This is a genomic window from Sphingomonas sp. CCH5-D11 (assembly GCF_001557395.1).
Lineage (GTDB): Bacteria > Pseudomonadota > Alphaproteobacteria > Sphingomonadales > Sphingomonadaceae > Sphingomonas.
On the sequence record NZ_LSKH01000182.1, the window covers coordinates 1 to 17,843 of the forward strand.

General features: G+C 64.9%; 13 protein-coding genes. 10 read left to right on the top strand and 3 right to left on the bottom strand.

Going from position 1 to position 17,843, the window contains the following annotated elements:
• Positions 1-117: 117 nt before the first annotated feature.
• The gene (locus tag AX702_RS11085) at positions 118-1,008 is read right to left on the bottom strand and encodes a hypothetical protein (protein ID WP_066779445.1); all 891 of its coding nucleotides are present in this window, start codon (positions 1,006-1,008) and stop codon (positions 118-120) included.
• Positions 1,009-1,075: 67 nt separating this feature from the next.
• Between AX702_RS11085 and AX702_RS11090 the strand changes: the two genes are divergently transcribed.
• From AX702_RS11090 to AX702_RS11105, 4 genes are all read left to right on the top strand, one after another.
• A complete protein-coding gene (locus AX702_RS11090; protein WP_066779447.1) occupies positions 1,076-2,377 on the top strand; it encodes an SLC13 family permease in 1,302 nt (433 codons plus the stop codon).
• Between the two features lie 89 nt (positions 2,378-2,466).
• Complete coding sequence (locus AX702_RS11095; RefSeq protein ID WP_066779449.1) at positions 2,467-3,315, top strand: phytanoyl-CoA dioxygenase family protein; 849 nt, start codon at positions 2,467-2,469, stop codon at positions 3,313-3,315.
• A 112-nt stretch (positions 3,316-3,427) separates the two neighbouring features.
• Entirely contained in the window at positions 3,428-4,372 is a 945-nt protein-coding gene (locus AX702_RS11100) for an SDR family NAD(P)-dependent oxidoreductase (protein ID WP_231731823.1), read from the top strand.
• Between the two features lie 50 nt (positions 4,373-4,422).
• A complete protein-coding gene (locus AX702_RS11105; RefSeq protein ID WP_066779455.1) occupies positions 4,423-6,240 on the top strand; it encodes a flavin-containing monooxygenase in 1,818 nt (605 codons plus the stop codon).
• 156 nt (positions 6,241-6,396) lie between these two features.
• Here the strand turns inward: AX702_RS11105 and AX702_RS11110 are convergent, their stop codons facing one another.
• Positions 6,397-6,912: a CinA family protein gene (locus AX702_RS11110; RefSeq protein ID WP_066779457.1), complete on the bottom strand. Its 516-nt coding sequence runs from the start codon at positions 6,910-6,912 to the stop codon at positions 6,397-6,399.
• A 139-nt stretch (positions 6,913-7,051) separates the two neighbouring features.
• Here AX702_RS11110 and AX702_RS11115 point away from each other — a divergent pair, with 139 nt between their 5' ends.
• The 4 genes from AX702_RS11115 to AX702_RS11130 all read left to right on the top strand — a co-directional run bounded on the left by AX702_RS11115 (position 7,052) and on the right by AX702_RS11130 (position 14,088).
• Positions 7,052-7,651, top strand: coding sequence for an alpha-ketoglutarate-dependent dioxygenase AlkB (locus tag AX702_RS11115; protein ID WP_082746209.1), 600 nt, complete (start codon positions 7,052-7,054; stop codon positions 7,649-7,651).
• A 127-nt stretch (positions 7,652-7,778) separates the two neighbouring features.
• A complete protein-coding gene (locus tag AX702_RS11120) occupies positions 7,779-10,109 on the top strand; it encodes a TonB-dependent receptor (RefSeq protein ID WP_066779462.1) in 2,331 nt (776 codons plus the stop codon).
• Positions 10,110-10,120: 11 nt separating this feature from the next.
• On the top strand, positions 10,121-11,773 hold the full coding sequence (locus AX702_RS11125) for an alkaline phosphatase D family protein (protein WP_066779465.1): 1,653 nt from the start codon (positions 10,121-10,123) through the stop codon (positions 11,771-11,773).
• Between the two features lie 188 nt (positions 11,774-11,961).
• Positions 11,962-14,088: a TonB-dependent siderophore receptor gene (locus AX702_RS11130; RefSeq protein WP_066779531.1), complete on the top strand. Its 2,127-nt coding sequence runs from the start codon at positions 11,962-11,964 to the stop codon at positions 14,086-14,088.
• Positions 14,089-14,166: 78 nt separating this feature from the next.
• On the opposite strand, the gene AX702_RS11135 is transcribed toward AX702_RS11130, so the two are convergent.
• Positions 14,167-15,072 (bottom strand): LysR family transcriptional regulator, encoded by a 906-nt coding sequence (locus AX702_RS11135; protein WP_197420570.1) that lies wholly within the window; start codon positions 15,070-15,072, stop codon positions 14,167-14,169.
• A 141-nt stretch (positions 15,073-15,213) separates the two neighbouring features.
• Here AX702_RS11135 and AX702_RS11140 point away from each other — a divergent pair, with 141 nt between their 5' ends.
• Together AX702_RS11140 and AX702_RS11145 are read left to right on the top strand one after the other, a co-directional pair.
• The gene (locus AX702_RS11140) at positions 15,214-16,107 is read left to right on the top strand and encodes a transporter (RefSeq protein ID WP_082746208.1); all 894 of its coding nucleotides are present in this window, start codon (positions 15,214-15,216) and stop codon (positions 16,105-16,107) included.
• A gap of 21 nt (positions 16,108-16,128) precedes the next feature.
• Positions 16,129-17,841 (top strand): GMC family oxidoreductase, encoded by a 1,713-nt coding sequence (locus tag AX702_RS11145; RefSeq protein ID WP_066779472.1) that lies wholly within the window; start codon positions 16,129-16,131, stop codon positions 17,839-17,841.
• Positions 17,842-17,843 lie beyond the last annotated feature (2 nt).

Sequence of the window (17,843 nt, forward strand, 5' to 3'; positions counted from 1 at the left end):
CGCCCCGCTCGACTTCGCCAATCCCGCCTTCAACCCCGCCACGGGCTCGGCGCCAGCCGGTCCCCGCTGAGCCTGTTGCCGAGTGCCGGGTCATGGTCCTCGGCACGGATCACGTCATCATTCTCGCGGGCGGCCACTTGCAGGCGTGTCGGCGGTGGGCTGCCAGGTGGCGAGCAGGGCGCCATCGCCCGGGTTCTGGAACGCCACCTCCTCCAGCGACACCGCGATCAGGCAGATCGGCCGCTGCTCGCGCCCGCCCGCCTCTCGGCAGCGTACCGGGCTGCCGTCGGGAAAGCGATCCACCCGGCCGGTCAGACGCAGGTGCAGCCCGCGCCCGGGCGCCACGACATTCTCCGTCATGCGGACGACCGCCTCATATGGCTTGTCGTCGCGGCGCATCTGGCGCGGCGTATCGGCCCTGATCAGCTGGACGATGCCCAGCGTCTGGCCCGGCAGCGTCACCGGAGTCGCGTCGGGCGCGGCCGACACGGCCGACGCGGCGGGGCAGGTCTCGCTCGAGGACCAGGGGCGGCCGATCCAGAAGCCTTCCATCGCCTCGATCGCGGCCGAGGGCTCCTGCCACCATTGCGCCACGGGCCAGCTCGTCGGAGCGACATGGATGCGCAGCGCCTCCGCGTCCGCATCATAGCGCCAGCGCATCGGGAGCTGGGAGTCGGCGGGGGCCGACCCGTCGCAGCCGAACGGCACGATCAGCTCGAACCGTTTACCGACCGTCGCGGTGGCCGTCGTCGGCAGCTCGGTGCCGGAGGCCGCCGCGTCCGCGGCTGCCGCGCCCAGCGCGATCAGGTCGGATCGGCGCAGCACCTGTTCCACCGGCGGTGGCGCCTCCGCGCTCGGCGTCGGGGCAGGGCGCGGCGGCAGCACCGGGGTCGGTGGCGGAGGAACAGTGCTGCGGCCCAGCAGGAAACCGCCGCCGCCGATCGCGACCATTGCCGTGAGGCCGGCGGCGATGGCCAGCCGGCTGGTGCGAGGGGTCGGCTCAACCATGTGGGAACACTAGCAACATCCGTGCGATGCTCCATAGCGTCAATGCACAGGCTTTGCTGGAGGACATGTGACGGTCGACCAAGCCCTGACGCTTGCGACTTTGGTGGCGGTGGTGGCGGCCCTGATCTGGGATCGGGTGCGCGCCGATGTCGTCGCGCTGACCGGCGCGGCGGTGCTGCTGATCACGGGCGTCATCCGGCCGGTCGAGCTGCAGGGCGCCTTTGCGAGCCCCGCCATTGTCGCGCTCGCCTCGCTGTTCGTCATCGCCTACGCGCTGGAACTGTCCGGCCTGCTCGATCGGGCCATCGCCGGCGGCGTCGCGATGTGCCGCCGCATGGGCGCGGCTGGCCTGTGGCTGTTGCTGGCGGCGATCGGCTGCGGGTCGGCGTTCCTCAATTCAACCCCGATCGTGGTGCTTGGCGCGCCGGTGATCCGGGACATCGCCAAGACGCTTGGCCTTTCCCCCAAAAGATATCTGATGCCGCTGTCGTACATCACCGTGCTCACCGGCTGCTGCACGCTGATCGGCACCTCGACCAATCTACTGGTGGACGACATGGCGCGCGTCGCCGGCCAGCCGCGCTTCGGTTTGTTCGAAATCACGCCGGTCGGCCTCTCGATCGCGCTCGCCGGCGGGCTCTACCTGTTCCTCTTCTCGGGCAAGCTGCTCGATCGAAGCCTCGCCGCCAGCGCGGAGCCGCGCGAGACCGGCGACATCGATGTGCCAAGCGCCCAGGTCGGCCATGCGGAGCTGTTCGCCGAACCGCGCCCGTATCAGCCGGCCAAGGCCGCGATCGCCTTTGCCGTGTTCGTCGGCGCCATTGCGATCGCCGCGCTCGAGCTGGCGCCGATCGCCGCCACGGCCTTTGCCGGCGCGGTGCTGCTGATCCTCCTGCGCGTCATTTCGGCGGATGAGGCTTATGGCGGGCTGCGGCCGCAGATCCTGATCCTCATCGCCGGCATGGTGGTGATCGGCATCGCCATGGAGGAAAGCGGGCTCGCCGCCGCCGCTACCAATGCGCTTGTCGGCGCGCTGCACGGGATCAGCCCGCTCGCCGCCCTCATCATCCTGTATGGGCTGACGATGGTGCTGACCGAATTGCTGTCGAACGCGACCGTGGCGGTGCTGGTCACGCCGGTGGCGGTCGCTTTGGCGGAAAGCCTGGGGGTCAGCCCGCGGCCGTTCATCGTGGCGGTGATGATGGCGGGCAGCGCCGCCTTCGCCACGCCGTTCGGCTATCAGACCAACGTGATCGTCTATCAGATGGGCGGCTATCGCTACATGGATTTCGTCCGCGTCGGCCTGCCGCTCAATCTCATCACCTTTGCCGTCGCCATTGCCGCGATCCGCACCTTTTTTCCGTTTTAACGGTGCACGGCTGGCAGGTCGACCCGCCACCGAATCCTTTGACAAAGGTGTAACGTGTTATAGGTTCTTCCGAAAAGCGGGAGGATGCCATGGCGATCGACTGGGCAGAGAAGCGCGCTGCGTACAAGCGGGACGGTGTGGTCCATATCCCCGGCCTGCTCGATCGCAACCAGCTCGCCGAGACGCTGAAGGCGTGGGAATGGAGCCTCGCCAACCCCACGCCCGCCAACGCGCCGCTGCTGAAGCGTGATGGCGCGCCCCTGTTCTACAACGATTCGTTCCATCCCCGCGTGCTGGATGGCTATCGCGACATGCTGGATGGCTCGCCGATCCCGGCCGCCTGCGCGCAGCTCTGGGGCACCGATCCGGTCTGGTTCATCTACGAACAGGTGTTCCTGAAGGAAGGCGGCGATACGCGGCGCACGCCCTGGCACCAGGACGGATCTTATATTCCGATGGATGGGGAGGATAACGCCGTCGCCTGGATCACCTTCGATCCGCTGCGCCGGGAGGACAGCCTGGAATTCATCCCCGGTTCGCACCACGGCCCGATGTTCAACACCTCCGCCTTCGATCCGAAGGATGTTACCCGCCCGATCGACGATCGCCTGCCGCTGCCGCGATTGCCCGATTTCGAGGCGGAGCGCGATCGTCACGAGATCGTCTCCTGGGCGGTCGAGCCCGGCGACGTCATCTTCTTCCACTTTCGCACCATGCATGGTGGCGCGCCGACACGCCCCGGCCAGCGCCGCCGCACGCTGACGCTGCGCTTCTTCGGCGAGCGGACCCATTATGATCCGAAGGCGGCGAAGTCGCTGCCGAACTTCCCCGACATGGCGACGAAGCTGAAGCCCGGTGACACGATGCGCGCGCCCGGCTTCCTGCGCCTCCACCCGAAAGAAACCATGCCTCTGCCGGAGGCGGCAATGGCTGGCTGAGCCGGAGGCGACTCAGGACAAGGCTGAGCCGGAGGCGACAACAGAACAAGGCCGAGCCGGAGGCGACAACAGAACAAGGCCGAGCCGGAGGCGACAACAGAACAAGGAAAGGATGGCGATGAAGGACTTCGGCGGGAAGGTGGCGGTCGTCACCGGCGGGGGCACGGGCATGGGCCGGGAACTGGTGCGCCAACTCGTCGCCGAGGGCGCCAGCGTCGCGATGTGCGATCTGTTTGCCGAAACCATGGCCGAGACGGTGAGCCTGTGCGAGGCGGATGGCGTGCCGCAGGGCGTGCGCATCACCAGCCATGTCGCCGATGTCGGCGATGAGGAACAGGTGAAGCGCTTTGCCGCCGAGGTCGCGCGCGATCACAAGACCGATCACATCCACCTCCTCTTCAACAATGCCGGGATCGGCGGCGGCGGCAGCTTCGTGCTCGACGACCGCGAGGAATGGGATCGCGTGTTCCAGATCTGCTGGTTCGGCGTCTATTATTCCTGCCGCGCCTTTTTCCCGATGCTGGAGCGGGCGAGCGAAGGCCATATAATCAACACATCAAGCGCTAACGGCTTCTGGGCGGCGCTGATGCCCGGCGTGTCGCAGACCGCGTACAGCGCGGCCAAGTTCGCCGTGAAGGGCTTTACCGAGGCGCTGGTGACGGACCTGCGCAACTATGCCCCGCACATCAAGGCGTCGATCGTCATGCCCGGCGGGGTCGGCACCCCGATCGGCCTCAACTCGCGCCGCGTCCTGTCTGGCGAGATGACGGAGGTTTCCCGTCGCAAGCTGCGCCAGCATCTGAAGATGATCGGTGTCGAGGGCGCGGACGTGATGGACGACACAGCGCTGGAGGCGGCGCAGGCGATGCTGGCGAAGCGTTTCCAGGAGCTGGCGCCGACCAGTGCCGCGCGCGCGGCGACGATCATCCTTGATGGCGTGAAGGCCGAACGCTGGCGCATCCTGGTGGGCGAGGATGCCGAGCGGCTCGACCGCCGCGTCCGTGCCGAGCCGGAACGCGCCTATGATCCCGATTTCCTCGCTTACGCCGTGGAATAGCGGCGCGGCGACATCATTATCCCAACGATAGAAGACAATGGAGAGGCACGATGAGCAACAGCGACAGCCAGGAGGCAACGCTCGACGCGGATCTGGACATCGAGGCGCTGCGCGCGCGCTACAAGGCGGAACGCGACAAGCGCCTGCGCACCGATGCGGACAGGCAATATAAGGAATTGTCGGGTGATTACGCCCGCTATGCCGAGGAAGATCCTTATGTGGAGCCCGGCTTTACCCGCGAGGCGCTGGCTGATTTCGTCGAGGTGGCGGTGATCGGCGGCGGCTTCAGCGGTATCCTGGCGGCCGCGCGCCTGAAGGAGAAAGGCGTCACCGATCTTCGCATCATCGAGGCGGGCGGCGACTTCGGCGGCACCTGGTATTGGAACCGCTACCCCGGCGCGCAATGCGATATCGAAAGCTATTGCTATCTGCCGCTGCTCGAGGAGCTCAATTACCTCCCCAAGGAGAAATACTCCTACGTCACCGAAATCTACGAACACTGCCAGCGGATCGGGAAGCATTACGATCTCTATCCCATCACCCTGTTCCAGACGCGCGTCACGGAACTTGCCTGGGACGATGCGGACAAGAGCTGGATCATCCGCACCAATCACGGCGATGCGATGCGTGCGCGCTTCGTCGTCTCGGCGCTCGGCACGGCGAGCCGCGCCAAGCTGCCCGGCATTCCCGGAATCGAAAGTTTCGAAGGGCACAGCTTCCACACCAGCCGCTGGGACTATGACTATACCGGCGGCGACACGACCGGAAACCTCTGGAAGCTGGAGGACAAGACCGTCGCGATCATCGGAACTGGTGCTACCGCGATCCAGTGCATCCCCGCGCTGGGCCGGCACGCAAAGAAGCTTTATGTCTTCCAGCGTACGCCGTCCTCCGTCGACACGCGCGGCAACAAGCCGACCGATCCTGAATGGGCCCAATCGCTTGAGCCCGGCTGGCAGCGCGCACGCCGGCACAATTTCGCCGACATCATCGAAGGCCGTCCGTTCGAACATGATCTCGTGAACGACAATTGGACGTCGATCTTCCGCGAGGTGCAGTCCTTCGTCATCCGCAATGCGAAGAGCATGGGGCCGGAGGCGGCCATCCGCCATGCGGAGGTCGCCGACTTCCGCAAGATGAACCGCATTCGTCAGCGCGTTGACGAGGTGGTGAAGGATCCGGAAACTGCGGAGAAGCTGAAGCCTTGGTATCGTCAGTTCTGCAAGCGGCCGACCTTCAACGACGAATTCCTGCCCACCTTCAACCGTCCGAACGTCGAGCTGGTCGACGTCAGCGAAAGCAAGGGGGTGGAGCGGATCACGCCCAAGGGGCTCGTCGCCAACGGCCGGGAATATGCGGTCGACTGCATCATCTATGCCTCGGGCTTCGAGATCACCACTTCGTTCAAGCGCCGCGTCGGCTTCGACATCAAGGGGCGCGATGGCGTGCTGCTGCACGATTATTGGGCCGACGGGTATAAGACGCTGCACGGCTTCGCGACGAACGGCTTCCCCAACTGGTTCTACATCGGCGTGTCGCAGAACGGCCTGTCGGTGAACATGACCGCGATGTTCGACGATCAGGCGCAGCATATTGCCTATATCATCGCCGAAGCCCGCAAGCGCGGCGTCACGGAAGTGGAGCCGACACCCGAAGCGCAGGATGCCTGGGTTTCCACCATCAAGAAGCTGTCGGTGGTAAACCGCGCCTATCTCGAAAGCTGCACGCCCGGCTATTACAACAACGAAGGCGATCTGGAGGGCGGTCAGGCGGGCCAGACCTATGCGCCGGGCATCAACGCCTTCAACGCGCTGCTCGCCGACTGGCGCAACAATGGCGAGCTGGAAGGACTGGCGCTGCGCGGCTGACGCCGGCCGTTTGCAGGTGAGGCGGCGGCGATTTTCCACGCGAACAATCGCCGCCGTTGCCCCTTGCAGATGATGTGGCCGACTCTAATCCGTTAAAGGCCGATTTGCGCCAATACTGGTCCGGGCGCTCGGCTGTAACTGGCCGGACCAGGCCGATCACACGCCGGCCGCGGTCGCCTCGGCAGTCGATTCCAGCGTATCGACAAGAAACGCGAGTGCTGCCTGGGCGAAGGCGCCCATGTTGACGATCCGGTCGTTCGTACCGCTTTCGAAGGTCATCGATACACATAGGTTCGGGCCGCTCACCGCGATGCAGCTTCGCCCCGCCGGTGCGCCGCGTGGGTGTTGATCCGGCCCTGCCGCGCCGCTTTCCGCGATGCCCCAATCGGCGCCGAAGCGGTCCCGGATCGCCTCCGCCTGAACCCGCGCATAGCGCTCGGTCACCGACTCCATGCCCGCCAGCTCATCGCGCGATAGCCCCAGCAGCACATCGCGCCCGCGCAGCGAATAGACGACGCCCCCACCCCGGCAGAAGCGTGTCGCGCCCGGCACGGTCAGCAGGCCGGCGAGGATGAGACCGCCGGTGGCGCCATCAGCAACGGCGATCGTCTGCCGCCGCTCCACCAGAATGGCGCCAGCCCGCGCGGCAACAGGGGCAAGGTCGTTCAGCATCCTCCAGCCATTCTCCAGTTCGTCGTTGGCGTTACCCTAAACCAGCCCGGATCGCCTGCGTAGCCCGGAAGCGGACTTGTTCGCGCGCCGTCAATACGTTCGTGTTCCTGATACGTTCGCAACGTGGTACATGGTCGCCATGACCTCGGACTTGTTCGATCTTCCGGTTCTGCCCGGCCTTCGTTCGCAGGCCGATCTTGTCGACAAACATGAAGAAGTGGCGCTGATCGCGGCCATTGATGCCGCCAGCCTTTCGCCATTCCGGTTCCGAGGCTGGGAAGGGAAGCGACTGACGATTTCCTTCGGCTGGAGCTATGATTTCGAGCGCATGCGCCTCGAACATGCGGACGCTTTGCCCGATTGGCTGCTGCCGCTCCGCGATCGCGCGGCAGCCTTTGCCGGGTTGCCACCAGCCGACTTGGTGCAGGCGCTTCTGATCCGTTATGATCCCGGCGCTGGCATCGGATGGCATCGGGATCGTCCCGCCTTCGAACATGTCGTCGGCCTGTCGCTCGGCGCGCCTGCCACCATGCGCTTCCGCCGCCGCGAGGGCGAGCGTTTCGCACGGGTCAACGTTCCGCTGGCGCCGCGCGGCGCGTATCACCTTTCCGGTGAGGCGCGGCACGATTGGGAGCATAGCATCGCCGAAATGGATCAGACCCGCTGGTCGATCACCTTCCGCAGCCTGGCGCGTCGGGAACTCGCCCGTTTGGCCAACGCCGGACCAGCGACGGCGTGAATACAATGACTTGCTGATCGATCGCCGATCAGGCGCAAAATGATCCACCGTCGCGTAATCGTAACCTGACCGCCGCCGCCGTTTCACATTCCCCGTCCAACCGCCGGGCAACAACTCGGGGGATAAAATGGGTTATCGTAAGTCGTTCGCGGTCCTGCTTGCCACCACTGCGTTCGTCAGCGCGCCAGCGTTTGCGCAAGCGGTGATCCAGGATCCGGCGGCCTCGGAAGGGGCTGGCGGCGACATCATCGTCACGGCGCAGAAGATCGAGCAGCGCGCGACGGACGTGCCGATCACCATTTCGGCTGTAACGGGCGAACGCATGGCGGAGATCGGCGTCAGTGATCTGGACGAGCTGTCCAACTACATCCCCGGCCTCAACATCCAGGAGCAGAGCGCCAATAACCCCGGTATCGTGATCCGCGGCATCACCTCGGATTCCGGGTCGGCGCAGCAGGGGCCACGCGTGACGCTCTATTACAATGGCGTCGACATCTCCCGGTCGCGCGGTTCTTACCAGGCGATCTATGACATGGAGCGCGTGGAGGTCATCAAGGGGCCGCAGGCGACCCTGTTCGGCACCGCTTCTGCGGTCGGCGCGATCAGCCTCACTTCCGCCCGTCCGCGCGCCGGCTTTTCCGGTGCGTTGACCGCCGGCTATGGCAATTACGATGCCACGCTGCTTTCCGGCTATATCAACGGCGGCTCGGATACGCTTGCCGGTCGCATTGCCTTCGAATGGAAGAAGCGCGACGGCTATGTCGAGAACCTGTCCGAGCGGCAGGAAGAGGAACTCTATTCGCAGGACCAGCTCGGCATTCGCGCGTCGGTGCGCTATGCCCCCACGGACGCACTGACCGTCGACCTGATCGGCACCTATGATCAGCAGCGCAACGGCGGCACTCCCTTCATCTCGCGCGTGCTGCCGACGGAGGCAGGGCCCGGAGATCCCTTTGGCAAGGCGCATCTTGGCGGCTCGCCCTTATCGGCTCAGGTGCTGGGCGACGACCAGCTCGGCCTCAACCGTGAGGTATATGATCTCAATCTGACTGCGACCTACGAATTCGCGCCTGGCTTCACCTTCACGACGGTGAACGGCTATCGCGAGTTCGACAGCCGCGAGGTCTTCGATGCGGACGGCTCCGCGGCCTGGTTCCTTGAATTTGCGGAGATCTCGAAGGGCTGGCAGGCGAGCCACGAGGGGCGCTTCTCCTACAGCGATCCGCAATGGCGCGCGTCGTTCGGCTGGAACGTCTTTGTCGAGGACAATTACCAGAACGTGCCCTTGTCCTCGGAAGAGGGTACGTTCCTGCAATGCGCCTCATTCTTGCAAGGGGCGCCGCTTCTTCCGGGCCTGGGATGTATCAACGCCGCTGGCGTCGTCACGGCGGCGCAGGCGACGGCGCTGGCGACACGCGGTGCAGCGACCCAGATCCCCTATTCGTCCGAGTTCGAGAACCAGGGCGAGAATGACAGCTATTCCGTTTTCGCGGATACGACCTGGATCCCCACCAGTGCCCTTGAGCTGACCGCGGGCGTGCGCCTGCTGATCGAACAGCGCAAGTCAGGCTATTTCGCCCGCGTTCCCCGTCCGATCCTCAACCCCGCGGCGACGTCGCTCGTCCCGGGTCAGATCGACACGGGCGGCCAGACCTTCACGGCGCAGCGATCCTATGCCGCCGTGCTGCCGCGCTTCAACGCGCTCTATCGCGTCAGCCCGGACGTCAACATCTTCGGCACCATCTCCAAGGGGCGTCGCTCGCCTGTGGTGCAGCTCAATGCACGCCTCTCCGGCGGTGTGGGCGTCCCCAACCTGCAACTGGTGCCGGAAGAAAACGTCTGGAACTATGAGGCCGGGCTGAAGGGTGCGCTGGGGCCGGTCTCCGGCTCGCTGGGTGTCTATTACCAGAAGTACGATGGCTTCCAGGTCAGCGTTCTTCAGCCGAACGGAACTTCGCTGACGCAAAGTGCCGGTACTGCCAGCAATCTGGGCGTCGAGGCCGAGCTTAACGTGCGCGCAGCGTCATGGCTGAACCTCTTCGGCAACGTCGGCTTCATCGATGGCGGCATCGACGAGAACGACTCCTTCGCCTCGACCTTTTCGGGCGCGCGCTTCCGCTTGCAGCCGGAATGGCAAGCAGCGGCCGGCTTCACCATCGACGCGCCGTTCGGCAACGGCATGCGCTTCTTCATGACCCCGACGGTCACGTATCGTAGCCGCATCTTCTTCGAAGTGCCGAACAACATCGCCCTGTCGCAAGGCCCCGTCACGCTGGTCAACGCCCGGGCTGGTGTCAGCTTCGCCGACGAACGCTTCGAGGTGGCCGGCTTCATCCGCAATGCGACGGACGAACGCTATTTGCTTGACGCCGGAAACACCGGCGGCAGCTTCCGGACACCGACGTTCATCCCGGCCGAGCCGCGCTTCTACGGCGTCCAGCTCACCGGCCGCTTCTGAGGAGACGGTATATGACGGTCAATCGACGTGGCGCGCTGGGCCTGATCGGCAGCGGCACGGCGCTGGTGCTGCCGGGCGCGGCTCTGGCAGCGCAGGCGGCGAAGATCCGCTTCGATCATGGCGTCGCGAGCGGCGATCCGGCGTCGGACGGCGCGGTCATCTGGACGCGTGTGACGGCAGACGGCACCACCGCGGACGTGCCGGTGACGTGGCACGTCGCCGCGTCGGCAGATGGAAAATCCATCGCGTCGGGCAAGGTAACAGCTCGGTCGGCAGCCGATCACACGGTGAAGGTGGAAGTCACACGGCTCCAGCCCGGCCGCGACTATTGGTACTGGTTCTCCGGTGAGGGCGAGGAGCGCTCGCCAATGGGCCGGTTCCGCACGTTGCCGGTGGGCGCGGTCCCGGATCTGGTGCTCGCGGTCGCCTCGTGCCAGCTTTACCCAGGCGGGCTGTTCAACGCCTATGCCGACATGGCCGCTCTGCCGCGGTTGGACGCGGTGGTCCACCTTGGCGACTATATTTATGAATATGGCGCAGAGGGTTACGGCGTGGAGATCGGGCGTCGGCTCGGTCGCCTGCCGGATCCGCCACACGAAATCCTGACCCTTGCGGATTACCGGCGCCGCCATGCGCAGGTGAAGTCCGATGGCGACATGCAGGCGGCCCATGCCCGCGCGGCCTTCATCTGCGTGTGGGACGATCACGAAGTCGCGAATGACGGGTGGATCGGCGGGGCGGAGAACCACGATCCTGCAACCGAGGGTAATTGGAAAGCGCGCAAGGCTGCTGCGATGCAGGCCTATTTCGAATGGATGCCGATCCGGGATCCCAAGGCTGGCAAGCCATGGGAGGCGATCAACCGCAGCTTCGAATTCGGCGATCTGGCGACGCTCGCTATGGTGGAAACGCGCTTGCTGGCCCGTTCGCAACAAGCCGAGGTGAAGGGCGGCACGCCTGGCAAGGAGCAGTTCGCGGCGGTGATGGCTGAACGCGCGCGGCCCGATCGCGAGTTGCTGGGCCCTGATCAGCAGCGCTGGCTGGAAGGCGTGCTGGCGCAATCCGTTCGAGCCGCCAAGCCATGGCAGCTGCTGGGCAATCAGGTGATCATGGCGCGGGTGGCCGGCCCCGACCTGACCACCGGCCCGAATGCTGCAGCCAGTGCCGCGCGCATTGCCGCGCTGCCGCCTGCGTTTCGGCAGCGGATCGAGCAGGCGGCCGCCGGCTACAAGGCTGGTCTGCCGTTCAATTTCGACGCTTGGGACGGCTACCCCGCCGCGCGAGAGCGCCTGTACGCCGCCTTCCGGCGCGCCGGTTCGAAGCCGGTCGTGCTGGCGGGCGATAGCCATGCGGCCTGGGCGAACGACCTGTATGACGATGGTGGCGCGCTCGTCGCGTCCGAGTTCGGCGCGACGGCGATCACCAGTCCATCCTACGGCTCGCTGCTGCCCGGCATTGGCGAGGCGCTGGCCGACGCGAACAAGGAGGTCGCGTTCTGCGATCAGGACAGCAAGGGCTATACCCTGCTGACGCTGACCCCGGCTGCGGCGACTGCACAGTTCGTTGCCGTGTCGACGGTGTTGGCCAAGCCGTTCGACCGCCGGGTCGCCGCCACTTATCGCGCCTTTCCTGGCCAGGCGCGAACCACGCTGGAGAAGCTCTGAGCCAGGCGGATCGGCCCGGGGGGTAGTGCACCGCCGCCCGGGCCTGAACCATGTTTCAGCAAGTCGCCGTCTTCCCCGGCCGGGAAGCAGCTGTGTCGCATCGGCGCATCAAACGCTATTGATAATCCCTCGCATCAATGTAGGAGGCGCCGCACCGGGGCAGATAATGCCGATGAGTGGGGTGTATGATGGCGAAGTTGATCGTGGCTGCGGGGCTGGCGGGCGTGTTGTTGAGCTCGGCTGCGTGGGCGGAAGAGGGCCTGCCCGCGCCCGCTCAGACCACGGAGCGGGAACAGGCGCCGGGGCAGGTGCCTGAGGACGACATCATTGTCACTGCCGCCAACGCCGGCACGAAGACGGATACGCCGCTAATCGAACAACCGCAGCCGATCACGCTGATCACGGCGGATCAGTTCACTGCCCAAGGCGCAATCAATATCAGCGACACCGTGAAATATGCCGCTGGTGTTCTTGCCAATCCTTATGGCCGCGACACGCGCGTGGACGGGTTCAACATTCGCGGCATCGATGCCCTGCAATTTCGCGACGGCATGCGCGACATCTTTTCTTATTATGCCAGCATCACGTCTGATCCGTACAACTTCTCTCGTGTGGAGATCGTGCGCGGGCCGGCGTCGGTTCTATTTGGTCAGGGCTCGATTGGCGGCCTGATCAATCTCGTGTCCAAGACACCGGAGTTTCGGACAGGCGGCGAGCTGAGCCTCGTTTATGGCAGCTATGACCGCAAGGAGGCGCTGGGCGACGTCAATCTTGCCCTGAGCGACAATCTGGCGATCCGCGCCGTAGGCCGGGTGCGTGACGCCGATACCTATGTCGAACACGTTCCCGATGATCGCGTCATGTTCGCGCCCTCGATCCGCTGGCAGCCAACACCGGACACGGATATCGTCCTGACGGGCCTCTACCAGGAGGATGATACCGGCTCGACATCGCAATTCCTGCCGATCGTCGGCACGTTCCTGCCCAATCCCGGCTATCCGACGGGACAGCTCGACCCTTATACCTTTGTCGGAAAGGCTGGCTGGGATCGTTACGCGGGCCGCTCGCTGCAGGGCGGCGGCGCCATTGTTCACACTTTCTCGGATAATGTGCGCGTCAGCCTGAAGGCGCGCTACATCGATAGTGATCTGGAATATTTCACCCATTACGCAGATAGTTACTCGAACCCGACCAACCCTTTTGCCGTGTATGGCACGGACGGGCGGACGATCGGCCTGACCGCCGACGCCAGCGATGCGCGGATGAACGTCTTCTCGACGGACAACAATGTGCAGCTGAAGTTCAACACCGGGGCGAATGTCGAGCACACGTTGCTGCTCGGCATCGACTATAGCTGGAACAAGGTGGGCAAGCGCTACGCCGACACGGCAGGCGAAACGATCGACCTCTACGACATCGATTACGCTTCGCTGCAGACCTATGATCCCAGCGGGCCGTTCGCTTTCGATTCGCAGAAGCAGCTCGGCGTCTATGTGCAGGATCAGATCCGCTTCTTTGATCGCGTGTCGGTGATCCTGGGTGCGCGCCGCGACCATGTCACGAGTTCGACCGGTCAGGAGGACAATGCCACCACCTTCCGCGCCGGCATCATCGGTGAGGTCGGCGCGGGATTCTCGCCCTTCTTCAGCTATACCGAAAGCTTCCTGCCGATCGCGGGTCTCAACAGCAGCGGCGAGAGCTTCACGCCGCAGACGGGCACGCAGTTCGAGGCGGGCGTGAAGTGGCAGCCGGGCCCAGCCACGTTGGTGACGGCGACGGCGTTCCACATCAAGGAACGCAATCGTGTGCTGTACCTTGCCAATGACGTTATCACTCAGTCGGGCGAACTGACGACCAAGGGCGTCGAGTTCGAAGCACGGCATACCTTGCCGGAAGATTTCGAGCTCCTGCTCAACTATGGCTATAACGAGCTGAAGTCAGAGGTTAACACCAGCCTTGACTATATGCCGCGCCATACAGCTTCGGTCTGGTCGACCAAGACTTTCGGCGACTTCAACGGGCCGCGTCTACGACTGGGAGCTGGTGTCGTGTATAGCGGCAAGAGCAAGTCCACCGGACCACTTGATCCTTACGGACTTAACCCCGGAATTCCGGCCGGCACGCTCTATACAATCGTGACGCCGTCGCGGACTACGGTGGATGCGCTGGCCGAGATCAGCTGGGACAAGTGGCAGCTCGCGCTGAACGCGACCAACCTGTTGAACAAGCGCTATTTTGCATCCTGCTTGGCGCGCGGTGACTGCTTTATTGCGGCGCCGCGCAACGTGATGCTGTCGCTGGGCGTGCGGTTCTGAAATCCGGTGCGGGCGTGACGATGTCGCGCCCGCCAGCGGGGCGGGATCGGCCACGATCACGGCGCCACCGGCCTGTTTTCAGGTAAGTAACGGCCTGTCGCTGGCCAGTTGTTCCAAGTGACTGGCCAGCAGTGCGACAAGCGAGCCGGCCTGTACGCCCGATGGCAGGCAGAGCAGCATCTGCCTTGTCGCCCAAGTGTCGGAAAGCGGCACCACATCGAGCTTCATCGACGCGGCAAACCCGCGCGCCGCGATCAGCGGCAATATGCCGTAGCCGAAGCCCGCTTCCACCATCCGGCAGACGCCATCGAAGCTGCGGACCTGCATGCGCAGACGCAGCGACACTTCGGCGCGGGCCGCCTGCTCCACCAGCGTCCGGGTCAGCGCGGTCGAGTTGAGCAGCCCGATGAAATCCTGATCCTGCACTTCGGCGAAGGCGATTTCGGTGCGGCCGGCCAGATAGCCGCGCGGCGCGAGCAACGCGAGGTGATCGGTGCGATAGGGAAGCGTATCGAGTTGCGGCGCCGGCGTGCCGCCGATGATGATGCCAAGATCGGCGCGCCCGTCCGTCACGGCGCTGACGATCTCCGAGCTCATATTCTCCTCCAGATCGAGCCTCACGTCCGGTCGCTCCGCGGCGAACGCGGCCAGATCGGCCGGCAGAAACTGAATGATGGCCGACGGATTGGTCTGGATCCGGATCGTGCCGCGCATGCCGCCCGCGAAATCCGCCAGTTCGCCCTCGATCGAGCGTACCTGTTCCAGCAAAGCCCGTGCCCGCTCGAACAGAACGGCGCCTGCGGGCGTGAGGGCGAGCCCCTGCCGGCTTCTGCGAAACAGGCGAACGCCGAACCGTTCCTCCATCATGGCGATCCGTCGCGACGCCGCGGCGAGCGCGAGATTTGACAGCTCCGCAGCCTCGCTGAGCGTTCCGCTTTCCGCCGCGCGGACGAACAACCGAAGGGTGACGAGGTCTCTGATCACCGGCGCACTCATCCCATTGTTTCGCGTTTCGCGAAATCATGATTGTCGATTTGGCGATATACCGCACCTTCTAAGCGTTCAATACGCCCCCTCCTCACGCTTTTTCGAAGCGGAAAAAATGCGAGCAAGGGGAGGGGATCGATGAGGGTTCGACATTGCGTGGCGCGGATCGCCGCCACGATGGCGCTGGGGATTGGATCCGCCACGCTCACAACCGCTGCCCATGCACAGGCGATCGATGCCGGCGACTATGTCCCGGCACCCGACGGCACACAGCTCGGCCTCGTCTACCTGCAATATTCGCACGCTGGCGCCCTGTATCAGGACGGAAAGAAGATTGATGACGAGGCGGAACTCGAAACCGCCATCTCGATCCTGCGCTACGTCGGGTTCACCAAGATCGGCGGCATGACCTTCGACTATCAGGTGCTCCAGCCGTTCGGGCATCTGGCAGGAGGCGGCTCGACCGTGAGCCTGGGAAAGACGACCGGCTTCGGCGACACGATACTGGTCGGCACGCTGTGGCTGCACGAGGATGCCGAGCGGCAGTCCTATTTCGGCGTCACGCCCTATCTCTACCTGCCGACCGGTGACTATCGCGCGTCGCGTGCGCTCAACCTGGGCGAGAACCGTTGGAAGGGATCGCTTCAGGCCGTCTATTCGCAGGGGTTCGGCAAGCATTTCATCGCCGAGCTTTCCGGCGATGTGATGATCTACGGCAAGAACGATGACGCTGGCGTGGCTTCGGACGATCTCACCCAAAAGGCGACCGTTCGGATCCAGGGCTTTGCCCGCTTTCCGCTCGACGATCGCAACGAGCTGAATGCGCGCATCATGCACGTCACCGGCGGCGAAACGAAGATCAACGGGATCGAGCAGAACAACGTGACGCGCACGACGTCGCTGCTCGGCACGTGGCGCCACAATTTCACGCCCAAGTGGCAGATCATGACCCAGGTCGGCGCCGATGTCGCCGTGCGCAACGGCTTCAAGGAGGGTTTCCGCGGGCAGATCCGCCTGTTGCGCGTGTTCTGAAAACAAAGAGGGGAGAGGCAGATGGACAATATTCTCGACACGCGCCGGCTGACCGAAGCGCTGCGCGACCACGCCGCGGGCAGCATCGACCGGCGTGGCTTCATCAGCCGCGCGATGGCGGCGGGCGCCGCATTCGCTCTGGCGGATGCGCTGTGGATCGGTGGCGGCACGGCCTGGGCGCAATCGACCCGCACGGCAGCCGCGCCGCGCGCGGCCGATTATATCGTGATCGGTGCTGGCTCCGCCGGCGCGACGCTCGCCGGGCAGCTCGCCCAGCGCACGGGCGGCTCGGTGCTGGTGCTGGAGGCCGGCCTGTCGGACCAGACGCCGCTTGTTACCGATCCGTCGCAATGGCCAGCCGCGCTCGCCTCGCCCTTCACCAAGACCTATGCGACGACGCCGCAGACGCATGCGCAGAACCGTGTCGTTCCCTATCCGCGCGGCGAGGGGCTGGGCGGCTGCTCCAGCATCAATTGCATGATCTACTGCCGTGGCGCGACGCAGGATTATGACGATTGGGCCTATAACGGCGCGACCGGCTGGGACTGGAACAATGTCCTGCCCGATTACAAGGAGCTGGAGGATTGGCAGGGCGGCGCGAGCGCGCTGCGCGGGGCTGGCGGCCCGTTGCACGTCACGCGCCCCGATCCCGCCAAGGGACATGAGGGCGCGGTAGCGTTCATGGAGGGCGCGAAATCGCTCGGCTATCGCGAAACCGAGGATTTCAACGGCGGCACGCTGGAGGGGCCAGCCTGGGTGAACTTCACCGTCCATGCCGGCAAGCGACAGAACAGCGCCGTCGCCTTTCTGCGCCCGGCGATCGCGGCCGGCGCCAAGCTGACGGTGCTGACCGAAGCGCCGGTGCTGAAGCTGCTGATCGAAAAGGGCCGCTGCGTCGGCGTGCAATATCTTCACGCGGGCAAGCCAGTGACGGTGCGGGCGAACAAGGAAGTGATCCTGTCTGCCGGTGCGATCATCACGCCCAAGCTGCTGACGCTGTCCGGCATCGGCGATCCCGCGCATCTGCGCCGCCTGGGCATAACGCCGGTCGCCGCGCTGCCGGGCGTTGGCCAGAACCTGCAGGACCATGTGCTGGGCGCCGGCGTGAACTTCGAGGCGAAGCGGCCGGTGCCGCCGACCAACTACAATCACTCCGAAGTCTATTTCTGGTCCAAATCCGCGCCGTCGCAGCCGGTGCCGGACATCAACGCGCTCTACGTCAGCGTGCCGTTCGCCACCAAGGAGCTGAACCTCCAGCAGCAGCATGGCTATGCCATCCTTTGCGGCGTGATGCGGCCCAAATCGCGCGGCGCCGTGACGGTCACGTCGGCCGATCCGCGGGTCGATCCGTTGATCGATCCCAATTACCTGCAGGTCGAACAGGATATGGTGGCGCTGAAGGCTGCAACCGATCTTGCCCGCGCGATCGGCAACAGCGATGCCTATAAGGACATTCGCAAGGCCGAGCTGCTGCCCGGCCCGGCGGCGGACAGCCCGGCAAGCTACCGCGCGTTCCTGCAAAAATCGGTATCGACCTATTTCCACCCGGTCGGCACGGCGAAGATGGGTACCGACGAGAGATCGGTGGTCGATCCGCAGCTTCGCGTTCGCGGTGTGGAGGGGCTGCGCGTCGCCGACGCCTCGGTGATGCCCACGATCACCACCGGCAACACCAACGCCCCCTCGATCCTGATCGGCTATCGCGCCGCCAAGCTGATCGCCGGCCAGGCTTAGGC

What these genes read in the sequence shown, in the direction of transcription:
- AX702_RS11105 (WP_066779455.1), top strand. Translation starts at nt 4,423, where the DNA reads ATGAGCAACAGCGACAGCCAGGAGGCAACGCTCGACGCGGATCTGGAC.
- AX702_RS11100 (WP_231731823.1), top strand. Translation starts at nt 3,428, where the DNA reads ATGGCGATGAAGGACTTCGGCGGGAAGGTGGCGGTCGTCACCGGCGGG.
- AX702_RS11120 (WP_066779462.1), top strand. Translation starts at nt 7,779, where the DNA reads ATGGGTTATCGTAAGTCGTTCGCGGTCCTGCTTGCCACCACTGCGTTC.
- AX702_RS11115 (WP_082746209.1), top strand. Translation starts at nt 7,052, where the DNA reads ATGACCTCGGACTTGTTCGATCTTCCGGTTCTGCCCGGCCTTCGTTCG.
- AX702_RS11125 (WP_066779465.1), top strand. Translation starts at nt 10,121, where the DNA reads ATGACGGTCAATCGACGTGGCGCGCTGGGCCTGATCGGCAGCGGCACG.
- AX702_RS11110 (WP_066779457.1), bottom strand. Translation starts at nt 6,912, where the DNA reads ATGCTGAACGACCTTGCCCCTGTTGCCGCGCGGGCTGGCGCCATTCTG.
- AX702_RS11130 (WP_066779531.1), top strand. Translation starts at nt 11,962, where the DNA reads ATGGCGAAGTTGATCGTGGCTGCGGGGCTGGCGGGCGTGTTGTTGAGC.
- AX702_RS11095 (WP_066779449.1), top strand. Translation starts at nt 2,467, where the DNA reads ATGGCGATCGACTGGGCAGAGAAGCGCGCTGCGTACAAGCGGGACGGT.
- AX702_RS11145 (WP_066779472.1), top strand. Translation starts at nt 16,129, where the DNA reads ATGGACAATATTCTCGACACGCGCCGGCTGACCGAAGCGCTGCGCGAC.
- AX702_RS11085 (WP_066779445.1), bottom strand. Translation starts at nt 1,008, where the DNA reads ATGGTTGAGCCGACCCCTCGCACCAGCCGGCTGGCCATCGCCGCCGGC.
- AX702_RS11140 (WP_082746208.1), top strand. Translation starts at nt 15,214, where the DNA reads ATGAGGGTTCGACATTGCGTGGCGCGGATCGCCGCCACGATGGCGCTG.